Source organism: Candidatus Cloacimonadota bacterium, from assembly GCA_020532085.1.
In the GTDB taxonomy this organism is placed as follows: domain Bacteria; phylum Cloacimonadota; class Cloacimonadia; order Cloacimonadales; family Cloacimonadaceae; genus Syntrophosphaera.
Genome location: JAJBAV010000034.1, coordinates 1 through 13,230 on the forward strand (window position 1 = coordinate 1; position 13,230 = coordinate 13,230).

The 13,230-nt window shown below is 57.1% G+C and carries 26 protein-coding genes; all 26 read right to left on the minus strand.

The annotated features are described in order from the left end of the window. Nucleotides 1-738: 738 nt before the first annotated feature. Genes rplQ through rplB form a run of 26 tightly spaced genes read right to left on the minus strand, consistent with a single transcriptional unit; the run spans nt 739 to nt 13,220 of the window. Nucleotides 739-1,146, minus strand: coding sequence for a 50S ribosomal protein L17 (gene rplQ, locus LHW45_08840; GenBank protein ID MCB5285678.1), 408 nt, complete (start codon nt 1,144-1,146; stop codon nt 739-741). Continuing rightward, the gene (locus LHW45_08845) at nt 1,136-2,269 is read right to left on the minus strand and encodes a DNA-directed RNA polymerase subunit alpha (GenBank protein ID MCB5285679.1); all 1,134 of its coding nucleotides are present in this window, start codon (nt 2,267-2,269) and stop codon (nt 1,136-1,138) included. The genes rplQ and LHW45_08845 overlap by 11 nt, the downstream gene beginning before the upstream one ends. Nucleotides 2,270-2,293: 24 nt before the next feature. After that, a complete protein-coding gene (rpsD, locus tag LHW45_08850; GenBank protein ID MCB5285680.1) occupies nt 2,294-2,911 on the minus strand; it encodes a 30S ribosomal protein S4 in 618 nt (205 codons plus the stop codon). An 11-nt stretch (nt 2,912-2,922) separates the two neighbouring features. After that, entirely contained in the window at nt 2,923-3,312 is a 390-nt protein-coding gene (gene rpsK, locus LHW45_08855; GenBank protein ID MCB5285681.1) for a 30S ribosomal protein S11, read from the minus strand. A gap of 14 nt (nt 3,313-3,326) precedes the next feature. Continuing rightward, the gene (gene rpsM, locus LHW45_08860; protein MCB5285682.1) at nt 3,327-3,695 is read right to left on the minus strand and encodes a 30S ribosomal protein S13; all 369 of its coding nucleotides are present in this window, start codon (nt 3,693-3,695) and stop codon (nt 3,327-3,329) included. Nucleotides 3,696-3,706: 11 nt separating this feature from the next. Beyond that, nucleotides 3,707-3,823 (minus strand): 50S ribosomal protein L36, encoded by a 117-nt coding sequence (gene rpmJ / locus LHW45_08865; GenBank protein MCB5285683.1) that lies wholly within the window; start codon nt 3,821-3,823, stop codon nt 3,707-3,709. 43 nt (nt 3,824-3,866) lie between these two features. Next, nucleotides 3,867-4,085: a translation initiation factor IF-1 gene (gene infA / locus LHW45_08870; GenBank protein MCB5285684.1), complete on the minus strand. Its 219-nt coding sequence runs from the start codon at nt 4,083-4,085 to the stop codon at nt 3,867-3,869. 10 nt (nt 4,086-4,095) lie between these two features. Then, the gene (map, locus tag LHW45_08875) at nt 4,096-4,854 is read right to left on the minus strand and encodes a type I methionyl aminopeptidase (protein MCB5285685.1); all 759 of its coding nucleotides are present in this window, start codon (nt 4,852-4,854) and stop codon (nt 4,096-4,098) included. Between the two features lies 1 nt (nt 4,855). Then, entirely contained in the window at nt 4,856-6,181 is a 1,326-nt protein-coding gene (gene secY / locus LHW45_08880; protein MCB5285686.1) for a preprotein translocase subunit SecY, read from the minus strand. 1 nt (nt 6,182) lies between these two features. After that, nucleotides 6,183-6,635 carry a 50S ribosomal protein L15 gene (gene rplO / locus LHW45_08885; GenBank protein MCB5285687.1) on the minus strand — a complete coding sequence of 151 codons (453 nt, stop codon included), beginning with the start codon at nt 6,633-6,635 and terminating at the stop codon, nt 6,183-6,185. 4 nt (nt 6,636-6,639) lie between these two features. Continuing rightward, entirely contained in the window at nt 6,640-6,825 is a 186-nt protein-coding gene (rpmD, locus tag LHW45_08890) for a 50S ribosomal protein L30 (protein ID MCB5285688.1), read from the minus strand. Further along, entirely contained in the window at nt 6,822-7,340 is a 519-nt protein-coding gene (gene rpsE / locus LHW45_08895; protein MCB5285689.1) for a 30S ribosomal protein S5, read from the minus strand. The genes rpmD and rpsE overlap by 4 nt, the downstream gene beginning before the upstream one ends. A gap of 10 nt (nt 7,341-7,350) precedes the next feature. Next, on the minus strand, nt 7,351-7,722 hold the full coding sequence (rplR, locus tag LHW45_08900; GenBank protein MCB5285690.1) for a 50S ribosomal protein L18: 372 nt from the start codon (nt 7,720-7,722) through the stop codon (nt 7,351-7,353). A gap of 15 nt (nt 7,723-7,737) precedes the next feature. Beyond that, on the minus strand, nt 7,738-8,310 hold the full coding sequence (gene rplF / locus LHW45_08905; GenBank protein ID MCB5285691.1) for a 50S ribosomal protein L6: 573 nt from the start codon (nt 8,308-8,310) through the stop codon (nt 7,738-7,740). 13 nt (nt 8,311-8,323) lie between these two features. Next, nucleotides 8,324-8,737: a 30S ribosomal protein S8 gene (gene rpsH / locus LHW45_08910; protein MCB5285692.1), complete on the minus strand. Its 414-nt coding sequence runs from the start codon at nt 8,735-8,737 to the stop codon at nt 8,324-8,326. Between the two features lie 16 nt (nt 8,738-8,753). Next, on the minus strand, nt 8,754-8,939 hold the full coding sequence (locus LHW45_08915; protein ID MCB5285693.1) for a type Z 30S ribosomal protein S14: 186 nt from the start codon (nt 8,937-8,939) through the stop codon (nt 8,754-8,756). A 9-nt stretch (nt 8,940-8,948) separates the two neighbouring features. After that, complete coding sequence (rplE, locus tag LHW45_08920; protein ID MCB5285694.1) at nt 8,949-9,494, minus strand: 50S ribosomal protein L5; 546 nt, start codon at nt 9,492-9,494, stop codon at nt 8,949-8,951. An 11-nt stretch (nt 9,495-9,505) separates the two neighbouring features. Next, a complete protein-coding gene (gene rplX / locus LHW45_08925) occupies nt 9,506-9,823 on the minus strand; it encodes a 50S ribosomal protein L24 (GenBank protein MCB5285695.1) in 318 nt (105 codons plus the stop codon). A 10-nt stretch (nt 9,824-9,833) separates the two neighbouring features. Further along, nucleotides 9,834-10,202, minus strand: a complete 369-nt coding sequence (rplN, locus tag LHW45_08930) for a 50S ribosomal protein L14 (protein MCB5285696.1) — start codon at nt 10,200-10,202, stop codon at nt 9,834-9,836. Between the two features lie 15 nt (nt 10,203-10,217). Then, nucleotides 10,218-10,478, minus strand: coding sequence for a 30S ribosomal protein S17 (rpsQ, locus tag LHW45_08935; protein MCB5285697.1), 261 nt, complete (start codon nt 10,476-10,478; stop codon nt 10,218-10,220). Next, a complete protein-coding gene (rpmC, locus tag LHW45_08940; GenBank protein MCB5285698.1) occupies nt 10,475-10,666 on the minus strand; it encodes a 50S ribosomal protein L29 in 192 nt (63 codons plus the stop codon). The genes rpsQ and rpmC overlap by 4 nt, the downstream gene beginning before the upstream one ends. After that, nucleotides 10,663-11,082, minus strand: a complete 420-nt coding sequence (gene rplP / locus LHW45_08945; GenBank protein ID MCB5285699.1) for a 50S ribosomal protein L16 — start codon at nt 11,080-11,082, stop codon at nt 10,663-10,665. The genes rpmC and rplP overlap by 4 nt, the downstream gene beginning before the upstream one ends. A 10-nt stretch (nt 11,083-11,092) precedes the next feature. Further along, nucleotides 11,093-11,740, minus strand: a complete 648-nt coding sequence (gene rpsC, locus LHW45_08950; protein MCB5285700.1) for a 30S ribosomal protein S3 — start codon at nt 11,738-11,740, stop codon at nt 11,093-11,095. Nucleotides 11,741-11,750: 10 nt separating this feature from the next. Continuing rightward, nucleotides 11,751-12,092, minus strand: a complete 342-nt coding sequence (gene rplV / locus LHW45_08955) for a 50S ribosomal protein L22 (GenBank protein ID MCB5285701.1) — start codon at nt 12,090-12,092, stop codon at nt 11,751-11,753. Nucleotides 12,093-12,104: 12 nt separating this feature from the next. Next, on the minus strand, nt 12,105-12,377 hold the full coding sequence (rpsS, locus tag LHW45_08960) for a 30S ribosomal protein S19 (protein ID MCB5285702.1): 273 nt from the start codon (nt 12,375-12,377) through the stop codon (nt 12,105-12,107). Between the two features lie 12 nt (nt 12,378-12,389). After that, complete coding sequence (rplB, locus tag LHW45_08965; protein ID MCB5285703.1) at nt 12,390-13,220, minus strand: 50S ribosomal protein L2; 831 nt, start codon at nt 13,218-13,220, stop codon at nt 12,390-12,392. Nucleotides 13,221-13,230 lie beyond the last annotated feature (10 nt).

Here is a 13,230-nt window from a genome sequence, read left to right on the forward strand (position 1 = left end):
AAAAGCGCAAAATGTGTGGATAACTGAGCTTTTTCAGGGTTCATGTTGAGAATATTTGAAAAAATTGTGGATAACTACAAAGTAGATCCTGGAAAGCTGGACTCTTTGGTATTACGCAAAGGTCTTTGTCTGTTAGTTTTGTCAAAACCATCAAAACAAAGAGCGGGATCTGGCTCAACCTTTTTCTTCATCTGCCGTTACCTATTTTACACCAACCTTTGAGACGCTACCAGGACGGACATTGGGGCGGTGAAAGGCTGGTGATAGATATATGGACTTGCTTGCGGTCCTTGAAATCTACTTCTTTTACCCATTCAACAGAATATCCTTGCAGTTTTAACAACACATCGGATATTTGGTCCTCGAGAGGAACTTGCATGAGACACTCCTTTTGTGGTTATTAGCAGTGTCATTAAAAACCATGCCTTGTTCCTCTCAAGTTTTTTCTACCCACCATAATTGAACTTGAGCCATCTGTAAGTGTACGAGGGGTTCCGCCGCGGCTGAAGCCGCGCCTCCACACCCTCGCTATCGTTATGTCGCCCTCCGGGCTTTACCCACCCGGTTTGAAAGAGAGCCGAAAAGGTATGCTGCAAGCCCTCTCAGTGGATCAGTTCCCCTGTTTTGCCGTACCCATACGAACCCAGCCTCCCTTTTGACGCTCCATTCGATATTGTAAAAAAACCCGGGACCGAGATCCCGGGTTTTATGTTTTGGGTCAAGGACACCAAGGCTGGTCTATTTATTGAGGTCCTTGGCCTTGATATGGTCTTTTTTGGGGGTCACAGCCGCTTCCTCCACAAACTGGATGATGGCCATGGGGGCAGAATCGCCTCTGCGGAAGCCGGCTTTGACCACGCGGGTGTATCCACCCTGGCGGGTGGCAAAGGCAGGGGCGATCTCGGTGAAGAGTTTCTTCACGAGGGTGCGGTTGCCCAGCACACTGTAGGCCAGACGGCGGGAGTGGACGGTATCGTTTTTCCCGTAGGTGACCACGCGCTCAACGTAGCCGCGGAGTTCCTTGGCTTTGGCGAGGGTGGTGGTGATCTGGCCGTGTTCGATCATGGATTTCACAAGGTTGCAGATCATCAGGCGGCGGGCGTCCATTTCGCGCCCGAATTTTCTTCCTTCATCTCTATGTCGCATTTTTCACCTTCTTTTTGGAGGGGGGAACCGGTTTGCGGGGCGGGGCGGGAACCTCGTCCTCGGGCTCGGCGGGAGCGGGCGTTTCCTCCACTTTCTGTTCTTCGGGGGTGTCTTCAGATTTGATGCCGCGGCTTCTGGCGTCGCGGATCTGGCCGTAAATGCCGTCCACATCCATGCCCAGATGCAGGTCGTATTTCTTCAGCTTCAGCATGATCTCCTCGAGGGATTTCTTGCCGAAGTTGCGGAATTTGAGCATCTCCGCCTCGGACTTGGAGACCAGTTCGCCAATGGTTTGGATATTGGCGGCGTCGAGGCAGTTGGCGGCGCGGACGGTGAGCTCGATCTCGCGCACGGGCAGGGAAAGGATGCGTTCCTTTTCTTCCAGGTCGGGATCGAGATGGACGTCACGGATATATTCCGGCTCGGTTTCGAAGCGGCAGATCTTGCCCACCATGTCGCGCAGGATCTTGGCGGACAGGAAAAGGGCGATGATGGGCTCGACGGAGCCGTTGGAATGGATCTCGAGGATGAGCTTGTCGAAGTTCATGCGTTCTTTCACGCGCTGGTGGGTAACGCTGAAATTGACCTTGAGGATGGGCGAATAGACGGAATCGATGGGAATGAATCCGACGGGCTTTCCTTCAGGGTTCTGGCGGTCGGCGGAGACATAGCCGCGGCCGTTTCCGACGATCAGTTCCAGCTTGAAATCGACGTCCTCGGTGACTTCCAGCAGGTAGAGGTCCTTGTTGATGATCCGGACGTTCGGGTTGTCCTGGATCTTGGCGGCGGTGACCACGCCTTTGCCCTTGTGCTCGAGCACCAGGGAGACCTCATCCACGGAGGAGGAATAGATCACCAGCTGCTTGAGGCGCAGGATCAGGTCGATGTAGTCCGAATTCGTGCCGGGAACGGGAGTGAATTCGTGGTGGAGACCTTCGATGCGGACAAAGCGCACGGCCGAGCCCTGGATCGAGGAGAGGAGCACACGGCGCAGGGTGTTGCCGATGGTGGTCCCAAATCCCGGTTCCAGCGGGCCGATCTCGAACCTGCCGAATTGGTGGGAATAGGTTTCCCTGTCGTAATCCACGTTTTCGGGCATTTGCAGGGGTTCCAGGTATAGCATATTGACTCCTTGCTGGATCAGCGTTTATTTGGAGTAGAACTCAACGATGAGGCGCAGGTCGACAGTATTGGGTATTTCCGCCGCCGGAGGGACGTTCACGAACTGTCCGCGCATGTTATCCTTGTCCACGGTAAGCCAGGGAAAGGGAGAGCTGGCTTCGGAGTTGTTCCAGGCCTCGGCGAGGGGTTTGATGCCCTTGCTTTTGGGGCGGACTTCGATGATGTCGCCGTCCTTGAGCAGATAGGAAGGGATGTCCACCTTTTTGCCGTTGACCATGAAATGTCCGTGGTTAACGAACTGGCGGGCCTGCATCCTGGTGGTGGCAAAGCCGAGGCGGTAAACTGTGTTGTCCAGTCTGCGCTCCAGCATCTGCAACAGGTTGTCGCCGGTGACGCCGCCCATTTTGGCGGCTTTCACGAAGTAGTTGCTGAACTGCTTTTCCAGCAGGCAATAGATGTTTCTAAGCTTCTGTTTCTCGCGCAGGTGGATGGAATAGTCGCTGGGCTTGCGGCGCATGTTTTTGCCGTGCTGCCCAGGGGGGAATTTGCGCCGGTTCAGGATCTTGTCGTATTTGGCGGTGCCAAAGATGTTTTCGCCGAATTTACGGCAGAGTTTCGCTCTTGGTCCGGTATATCTGGCCATGATTTCCTCGCTTATATCCTTCTGGTTTTGGGCGGACGGCAGCCGTTGTGGGGAATGGGGGTGGCGTCCTTGATCATGGTGACTTTCAAGCCCGAGGCGTTGACCGCCCGGATGGCGGATTCCCTGCCGCTGCCGGGACCGCGGACGATAACGCCCACGCGGGTGATGCCCATGTCCAGGCCGGCTTTGGAAACTTCGGTGGCGGCCAGCTGCGCCGCGAACGGCGTGGCCTTGCGGGAGCCCTTGTAGCCAACTCTCCCGCCGCTGGACCAGGTGAGGACGTTTCCAGACCGGTCGGTGAGGGAAATGATCGTGTTGTTGAAACTGGAGTGGACGAACACGATGCCTTCGTCGAAGGACAGGCGGACGCGTTTTTTCTTGGTTCTGGTTTTTTTAGCCATTGGTCAAATCACTCCTATTTCTTCTTTTTGATGGCGCCGGCGCGGGGGCCTTTACGGGTGCGGGCATTGGTGTGGGTGCGCTGTCCGCGGACAGGCAGGCCGCGTTTGTGGCGCATGCCGCGGTAGCTGCCGATCTCCATCAGGCGTTTGATGTTCATGGCCACCTGGGTGCGGAGGGCGCCTTCAACCACATAGTCGTTCTGAACTATGTCGCGGATGATCTTTTCCTCTTCGATGGAGAGGTCCTCCACCTTTTTGGTCTCATCGATGTTGGCCTTGCGGCAGATATCTTTGGCGATGGTGGGACCGATCCCGTAGATATATGTGAGGCCTATGAACAGACGTTTGTTTTTGGGGATTTCTATACCTGCAATGTGTGCCAAGTTGGTCCTCCTTAACCCTGTCTCTGTTTGTGTTTGGGGTTGGAACTGCAGATAACACGGATCACGCCGTGGCGTTTGATTATGCGGCAGTCTTTACAGACTATCCGGACTGATGATCTCACTTTCATTATCGTCTCCTTGCAAGAGTGCAGTGCTTCCTGCAATGCATGTTTATTTATAGCGGTAGGTGATCCGGCCGCGGGTGAGGTCGTAGGGGGAAAGCTCCACCTTGACCTTGTCGCCGGGCAGGATCCGGATGTAGTGCATCCGCATTTTGCCGGAGCTGTGGGCCAGGATCTCGTGGCCGTTCTCCAGCTGAACCTTAAAAGTGGTGTTGGGAAGGGCGTCGGTGACGATGCCTTCCACTTCGATAACGCCGGTTTTACTCATATGTGCTCCTTCAGGCCTGGGTGAGGATCTCGGGCTGGTCATCGGTGACGATGATGGTGTGTTCGAAATGCGCCGAGAGGCTGCCGTCGGCGGTGAAAAACTCCCAACCTTTTTCTTTGACGCGGTTGGTGCCGATATTTACCATGGGTTCGATGGCGAGGGTCATGCCGCTTTGGAGGCGGGGACCCCTGCCGGGTTGGCCGGAATTGGGGATCTGGGGCTCTTCGTGGAGCTGGCGTCCCACACCGTGTCCGGTGAGGTTGTCGGCCACGAAATAGCCCTGCTCCTGCACGTAGGAGCCAATGGCGTGGGAGATGTCGCCAACCCTGCGGCCCGGGATGGCGGCGGCAATTCCGCGGCGAAGGGCTTCGGAGGTTACCTCCAGCAGCCGGCGCGCATCAGCCGAGATATCGCCCACGGCATAGGTGCGGGCGGCGTCGGCGTAATAGCCGTCTTTCACGGCTCCCACATCGATCCCGATGATATCGCCGGGGCGCAGGATCACCTGCCGGGAAGGAATGCCGTGCACGATGCCGGAATTGGGCGAGGTGCACAGTGTTCCCGGAAAGGGGTTCAAGCCTGGGACCGTATAGCCCTTGAAGGCCGGTTTGGCGCCCCTGGACACGATGAAATCGTGGGCAAAGGCATCCAGGTCCCAGGTGCTGATCCCGGGCGCGATCATCCCGGCCAGCTCATCCAGCAGTTCGCCGATGATGCGGCAGGAGACGCGCATTTTATCCAGTTCAGCAGGTGATTTGCGTATGATCATATCAGCTTGAGCGTCCGCGAAGTTTTCCTTTCTTCATGAAGCCGTCATAGTGGCGCATCACGAGGTGGGATTCGATCTGGCGGAGAGTGTCCAAAGCCACGCCGACCACGATGATGAGTCCCGTGCCGCCGAAATAGAAGGGCAGCTTGAAGATATGGGTCATCATCTCAGGCATCAGGGCCACAAAGGCGAAGAATACAGCGCCGGGCAGCGTGATGCGGGTGAGCACCGAAGAAATGTATTCCGCGGTTTTCTTGCCGGGTTTCTTGCCCGGGATGTGGCCGCCGTATTTGACCATGTTTTCCGCCATTTCGGTGGGATTGAGCACCAAAGCGGTGTAGAAATAGGCGAAGAAGATGATCAGGCCAACGTAGATGATGGTGTACACCCAGTGTCCGGGCGTGAACATCGTGCGCAGGCTGTACCAGAAGGTGCCGGCCTCGGCTTCTCCACCCTGGAAGAGGGTGATCAGCGTGGCCGGGAACATGAGGATCGACTGCGCGAAAATGATGGGGATCACGCCGGCGGTGTTCACACGCAGGGGAATGTAGGTGCTCTGCCCGCCATAGACCTTGCGGCCCACGATGCGCTTGGCATACTGGACCGGGATCTTGCGGATGGCTTCCGTCACGAAGATGATCGCCGCGGTTACCGCGACCATCACGGCGATGGCCGCCAGGGAGATGAGAACCCCGGAGAAGCTGTTGAAGCGGGTGCGGAAGAGGTTGATGAAACCTTCCGGGTAGCGGGCGATGATGCCGGCGAAGATGATCAGCGAAATGCCGTTGCCGATCCCGTACTCGGTGATCTGCTCTCCCAGCCACATCACGATCATGGTGCCGGTGATCAGGGTGATCACGCCCGTGAGGTGGAAGAGGAAGTTCGCCTGAGGCACCACGGGACCGCCGGTCCCGGACATGTTGACCAGGCCCACGGTGATCGTGATGGCATTGAAGGCGGCCAGGGCAACCGTGAAATAACGGGTGATCTGGTTCATCTTCTTCTGGCCATCGGCCCCTTCCTTGCGCAGCTTTTCAAAATAGGGAATGATGCTGCCGAGGAGCTGGATCACGATCGAGGCCGTGATGTAGGGCATGATGCCCAGGGCAAAGATCGAGGCCCGCTCGAAGTTGCCGCCCACGAAGAGGTTCAGCAGATCGAAAAGCCCACCGGACTGGCTCTTGAAGAAAGAGCTCAGCTGCACCGCGTCGACCCCGGGTATGGGAATGAAGCTACCCAGGCGATACAGCACCAGCAGCAGGGCCGTGATCAGGATCTTCTTGCGCAGGTCCGGGATGCGGAAGATGTTCGCGATGGTCTTGAACAACTTACACCACCTCTGCCTTGCCGCCGTTCGCTTCGATCAATTGGATGGCGCGCTGGGAAAAAGCGTGGGCCTTGATGTGAACGGTCTTGGTGAATTCTTCGCTTACACTGGCCAGAACTTTGACGGGGTATTTTCCCTTTTTGCCTTTCACGGGAACCAGGCCCATCACTTCCAGCCGGCTGATATCAAATTCCGCCTCGTCCAGTCCCATGAGGCGGGAAAGGTTGAGCACGCGGTAGTTCTTGCGGAAGGCGTTTTTGAAGCCCCGCTTGGGCAGACGGCGGTTCAGGGGCATCTGGCCGCCTTCGAACCAGGCGGGAACGTTGCCGCCGGCGCGGGCTTTTTTACCCTTGTGGCCGCGGCCGGCCTGGTGTCCCTGGCCTGTGCCCTGGCCTTTGCCGAGGCGTTTTTTGGCTTTCTTGCCTGCGGGTTTGCCAAGATTGGAAAGGGTCAGCATGTCATTCTCCCTTTTCTTCTTCTACTTTGAGCAGGTACGATACTTTGTTGATCATACCGCGGATGCAGGGATTGTCGTCATGAACCCTGGTTTTGCCGGGACTGCCCAGCCCCAGGGACTTGATGATCCGTTTATGGTTTTCTTTACGGTTGATGGTACTGCGAACTTGGGTCAGCCTGAGTTTCATTTTTCCTCCCGGCCCGTGATCTCGGCCACGGATTTGTTGCGCAGGCGGGCGATGTCGTTCAGGGTGCGCATGGACTTGAGTCCATTGATGGTGGCTTTCACCACGTTGCAGGGGGTGTTCGAGCCCAGGGATTTGCAAAGGATGTTCTGGATCCCGGCCGCCTCAAAGATGGCGCGGGCGGTTCCGCCGGCGATGACGCCGGTACCCTGGGAGGCGGGCTTCATCATCACCCGGCTGGCGCCGAAACGGGCCACGATCTCGTGCGGGATGGTGCCTTTGATGATGGGCACAGTGAACATCGATTTGGTGGCTTTTTCCTTGGCTTTGCGGATGGCATCGGCAATTTCGTTGGCCTTGCCGTCTCCCACGCCGATCTTGCCGGCGCGGTCGCCCACCACAACGATGGCGCTGAAACTGAAGTTACGTCCGCCTTTCACTACTTTGGCCACACGCTTGGTATCGATCACTGTCTCAAACAGTTTTTCTTCATCGGGCAGGTTATGTTCGTAATTCAAGTTTCCTCCTTCAGAAATCAAGGCCGGCCTTGCGGGCGCCTTCAGCCAGGGCTTTCACCCGGCCGTGATATTTGTAGCCGGCGCGGTCGAAGGCTATCTTCGAAATGCCGGCGGCGATTGCTTTTTCGCCCAGTTTCTTTCCCACTTCAAAGCCCTGCTCGGTCTTCTTGCCGCTGGGGGCAAGCTCGAGGTCCTTGCTCCGCGAGGAGGCGGACATCAGGGTCTGGCCAGTGGTGTCGTCGATGATCTGGGCATAGATGTGTTTCAGGCTGCGGAAAACCACCAGGCGGGGGCGTTCGGTGGTGCCGCGCAGTTTTTTGCGGATGGCGGCACGGCGACGGCTGCGAAGGGCGTGTTTGGCTATGTTGCTGGGTGTTATCATTTTGGGCTCCTCGCTTTACTTGGTCCCGGCTTTTCCGGCTTTGATGGTTACTTTCTCGTCCACGTAGCGCACACCCTTGCCCTTGTAATTTTCAGGCGGACGGCAGGAACGCACTTCGGCGGCGAAGTGGCCGACGAGTTGTTTGTCGATGCCTTTGATGCGGATGATGCTCTGCAGGTCGGAGCGGACGGTTTTGGAACGGGGCACGGCCTCGGCTTCCACGGTCAGTCCTTCCGGAACTTCCAGCATGATGTCGTGGGAATAGCCCAGGCTGAGTCTCAGCCAGGGTCCCACCCGCTCGGCGGAATATCCGGTCCCGATCACGTTCAGGGTCTTCAGGTAGCCGTCGGCCACGCCGATGACCATGTTTTGGATCAGGGCCCGGGTGAGTCCGTGCACGGCGCGCTGGGTCTTGCTGTCGTCGCTGCGCTTCACGTTGATGACGCCGTCCTCGAGCTCCACGCTCATGCCCGGCATCAGTTGGTAATGCAGTTCGCCCAGTTTTCCCTTCACGTGGATGACATTGTCTTTCACTTCCACTTTGGTGTTGGCGTCAAATTTGACGGGGGCTTTTCCTATGCGTGACATGTGTAAAAACCTCCTACCAAACCTTGCAGACGTATTCGCCGCCAACGCGGTTCAGCCTGGCGTCGCGGTCAACCATCACCCCCTGGGAGGTGGAGATCACCGCGCAGCCGGTGTTGTTGTACACGCTGGGGATCTTGTCGGCCTTCACATACACGCGCCTGCCCGGCTTGGAAATCCTCACCAGTCCCTGAATGATGGGCTTGCCATCATTGGTATAGCGAAGATTCACCAGGATGCGGCGGTAGTTTATTTTCTGTTCCGGATCTTTGTCGAGAACCTGGACACTGTTCACGAAGTTTTCCGCGGCGAGGATCTTGGTCAGCGCCTCCACGAGGCGGCTGTGATTCACGATCACCTGCGGATGTCCGGCACGATATGCATTGCGGATCTTGGTCAATGCATCAGCTATCGGATCGCTTACGCTCATTCGTATGCTCCTTTGTTTACCAGCTGGATCGGGTGATCCCGGGGATGTGGCCCTGGGACGCGTATTTGCGGAAACACAGGCGGCACATGCCGAAATCGCGCATGTAGGCCCTGGGGCGTCCGCAGATCTTGCAGCGGTTGTATTTTCTAACTTTGAATTTGGGTGTTCTTTGTTGTTTCAGGATCAGTGATTTCTTGGCCATCGATTCTCCTTATTCACCGCGCTGGAAGGGCATTCCAAGCTCCCGCAGCAGTTCGCGGGCCTCGTCGTCGGTATGCGCCGTGGTCACAATGTTGATGTTCATGCCGCGTACGGCGTCGATCTTGTCGTACTCGATCTCCGGGAACACGGTCTGTTCCTTGATGCCGAGGGAGAAATTCCCCCTGCCGTCGAAAGAATCGGCCGGGATCCCGCGGAAATCGCGCATGCGGGGGATCACGATGGCCACCAGGCGATCGAAGAACTCATACATGATCTCATCACGCAGGGTCACTTTGCAGCCGATGGGCATGCCCTGGCGCAGCTTGAAATTGGATATGGACTTGCGGGCCTTGGTGATGATCACCTTGCGTCCGGCGATCTGTTCCAGGTCCTTCACCGCGTTGTCCAGCAGGGCTTTGTTTTGGGTGGCGGCGCCAACGCCCATGCTCACCACGATCTTGTCCAGACGCGGCACCTGATGGGGGTTCTTGTAGGCAAAGCGTTTTTGCAGCGCCGGAACCACGGCTTTACGATACTGTTCTTTGATTCTGTTCATGCGGTCCTCTCCTACAGCTCGTCGCCGGATTTTTTGCACACGCGGATGCGGTGGCCTTCGCGGACTTTGATCACCGGCTTGGAAACCGTGTTCAGCTTTTCGTTGAAGAGCATCACGTTGGAAGCGTTGATGGGCGCTTCCATGGAGATGATGCCGCCCTGGGGGTTGTTCTGGGAGGGCTTGGCGTGTTTCTTGATCATGTGCACTTTTTCCACGATGACCCGGTTGGTCTTGGGATAAGCTTTCAGCACGCGGCCTTTGCGGCCTTTGTCGTTGCCGCTGATCACGATCACGTAGTCGCCTTTCTTGAGTTTCAGTTTATCTGGCATCACTATACTCCTACAGCACTTCCGGGGCCAGCGAAACGATCTTCATGTAGTGGTTCTCGCGCAGTTCGCGGGCCACCGGTCCGAAGATGCGCGTCCCCTTGGGATCGTGCTTTTCGTCGATGATAACGGCGGCGTTGTCGGCAAAACGGATGTAGGATCCGTCCGCGCGTCTGATCTCTTTCGCGGTGCGAACGATCACGGCGCGTTCCACGCTGCCTTTTTTAACTTTGCCACCCGGGGTGGCCGACTTGATCGCAACAACTATGACGTCGCCAACGCTGGCGTATTTACGTCTGGTGCCGCCGAGCACTTTGATGCACATGGCTTTTTTGGCACCGGAGTTATCGGCGATATTCAATATCGTTTGGGCTTGAATCATTCCAAAACTCCCATCTTACTTGCTGCGCTCTACGATCTTGTGCAGGGCCCAGCGTTTGCGGGCACTCATGGGGCGCGATTCCACGATCTGCACCGTGTCGCCTTCATGAGCTTCGTTGTTCTCGTCGTGGGCCATGAATTTCTTATGCCGGCGCACGGTCTTTTTATACAGCGGGTGGATGTACTGGCGCAGAACGCGGACCACGATGGTCTTGTCGTTCTTGTCGCTCACCACCACACCCTGTTTGATCACTTTACGGGTATCAGCCACGTTCACCTCACTTCCTTTGCTTTGAGCACTGTATTGATGCGGGCGATGTCTTTTCTCACGATGCGCAGGCGATCCGTCCGGTCCAGCAGGTTCTTGGATTTCTGAAAGCGCAGGTTGAAAAGCTCCACGCGCAGTTCCTCGAGCCTGTTGTGAAGGTCTGTCACCGTCATTTCGCGGATCTCATCGATCTTCATAATTCAACTCCTTCGCGGGCGATCACGCGGGTCTTGATCGGAAGCTTGTGCGAAGCAAGGCGCATGGCTTCCTTGGCGATCTTCACGTCCACGCCTTCGAGTTCGAACAGGACGCGGCCGGGGCGGACCACAGCCACCCAGTATTCGGGAGCGCCCTTGCCTTTGCCCATGCGGGTTTCGGCCGGTTTGCTGGTGATCGGCTTGTCCGGAAATATCCGGATCCACACTTTGCCTACGCGCTTCATGTGCCTGGTGATGGCGATACGCGCGGCCTCTATCTGGCGGCTGCTGATGAAGGCGTCTTCCAGGGCGATCAAACCGTAGTCGCCGAAGTCGATGTTGCTGCCGCTCCAGGCCAGCCCGTTGCGGCGGCCCTTCATCATCTTGCGGTGTCTTACTTTTTTTGGTGCTAACATTTACCTTCTCCTATCCCAGGATGTCGCCCTTGTAGATCCACACCTTGATGCCGATCACGCCGTAGGTGGTGTTGGCTTCCACGGTGGCGTAGTCGATGTCGGCACGCAGGGTGTGCAGCGGGGTGCGGCCCTGTTTGTAGCGCTCGGTGCGCGCGATCTCAGCTCCGCCAAGGCGGCCGGAAACCTGAACTTTCACGCCCAGGGCCCCTTCTTTGATCACGTTGCGGATGGCCAGCTTCATGGCCCGGCGGAAAGCGACGCGCTCTTCCAGCTGACGGGCGATCTCAAGACCCACCAAACGCGAGTCCAGCCACATCTTGTCGATCTGCTCGATGTTGATGGAGACCGTGATCGGGTTCTTGCGGTTCTTGTTGATCAGAACGTTCAGCTCGTTGCGCAGGCGGTCGATGTCCTCGCCTTTTTTGCCGATGACCAGGCCGGGGCGGGCGGTGTGGATGTCGATGGTGATCGAGTTGGTCTTGCGGGATATCTGCACCCGGGAGACCATCTTCTGGTCCAGGCGTTTGTGGATGTATTTGCGGATCTGGATGTCTTCCTGGAGAAAATCCACATAGGTGGCACCCTGGGCGAACCAGATCGATTCGGTGTCTTTATTCACACCGAGGCGGTACAGAATGGGGTGTATCTTTTGTCCCAAGGTATTCCTCCTATTCCTCTATTGTCTTTATTTCCAGAGCGATGTGGCAGGTCTGTTTGCGGATCATGAAGGCCCGCCCGTGCGATCTGGGCATGTAACGTTTCATCTGGGGGCCCGAATCGGCCATGGCCTCGGTCACGTAGACCCGGCTGAGGTCGAGCTTGGGCTCCTTCACCTGGGCGTTGGCCACTGCCGAGGCCAGCAGCTTGCCGATCGGCTTGGCTGCGGCCCGGCGTGAGAATTGCAGGATGCCCTGAGCTTCGGGAACGCTCTTGTAGCGGATCTGATCCAGGACCAGACGGGCTTTGCGGGCGGAACCGCGGGCAAAACGGAGTTTGGCTGTTGCTTCCATTATCGATGCTCCTTATTTACCCTTTTTCTTGTCTTTGTGGCCACGGTAGGTGCGCGTCGGCGAAAACTCGCCCAGTTTGTGCCCCACCATGTTTTCGGTCACATACACCGGCACAAACTTATGTCCGTTGTGCACCGAAAAAGTATGTCCGATAAAAGAGGGTATGATCATGGAACGGCGGGACCAGGTCTTGATCACGTTTTTCTTACTGTCGGCGTTCAGAACTTCCACTTTCTTCAGCAGATGATCGTCAACAAAGGGACCTTTCTTGATTGAACGTGCCATTGTTTCCTTCCTTTATCTCTTCTTCACAGCTTTCACGATATATTTATCGGAATACTTGCGGGTTTTGCGGGTTTTGCCGCCCTTGGCCGGCTTGCCCCAGGGGGACACGGGATGGCGTCCACCGGAGGATTTGCCTTCGCCGCCGCCCATGGGATGGTCGACGGGATTCATCACCACGCCGCGCACGGTGGGACGGATGCCCATCCAGCGTTTGCGGCCGGCTTTGCCCAGTTGGATCAGGTTGTGGTCCTGATTGCTCACCTGGCCCATGGTGGCCAGGCATTCCTTGCGGATCAGATGGACGTCGTTCGAGGGCATTTTCACGTGCACGTAGTCGCCGTCTTTGGCCACAACCTGGCCGTAGGCGCCGGCGGAACGGGCGATCTGGCCTCCGCGGCCTTTCTTCAGCTCGATGTTGTGCACGGTGGAGCCCAGCGGAATGCGTTCCAGGGGCAGCGTGTTGCCGAGGGCGATCTCAGCTTCCGGGCCGGACATCACTTTCGCGCCCACGGCCAGGCCTTCGGGAGCGATGATGTAGCGTTTTTCGCCGTCCACATAGTGCAGCAGGGCGATGCGCGCGGTGCGGTTCGGATCGTATTCGATGCTGGCGACTTTGGCGGGAATGCCAAATTTGTCGCGCTTGAAATCGATCACGCGGTAGTGGCGGCGGTGGCCGCCTCCGCGGTGGCGGCAGGTGATCCTGCCCCGGTTGTTGCGGCCGCCGGTTTTGCGCACTGGCTTGAGCAGCGATTTTTCCGGAGAGTCAGTGGTGATCTCGGTAAAGGTGTAGCCCGTGCGGAACCGCATGCTGGGAGTGGTGGGTTTGTATTTCTTGATTCCCATTTTTCAGCTC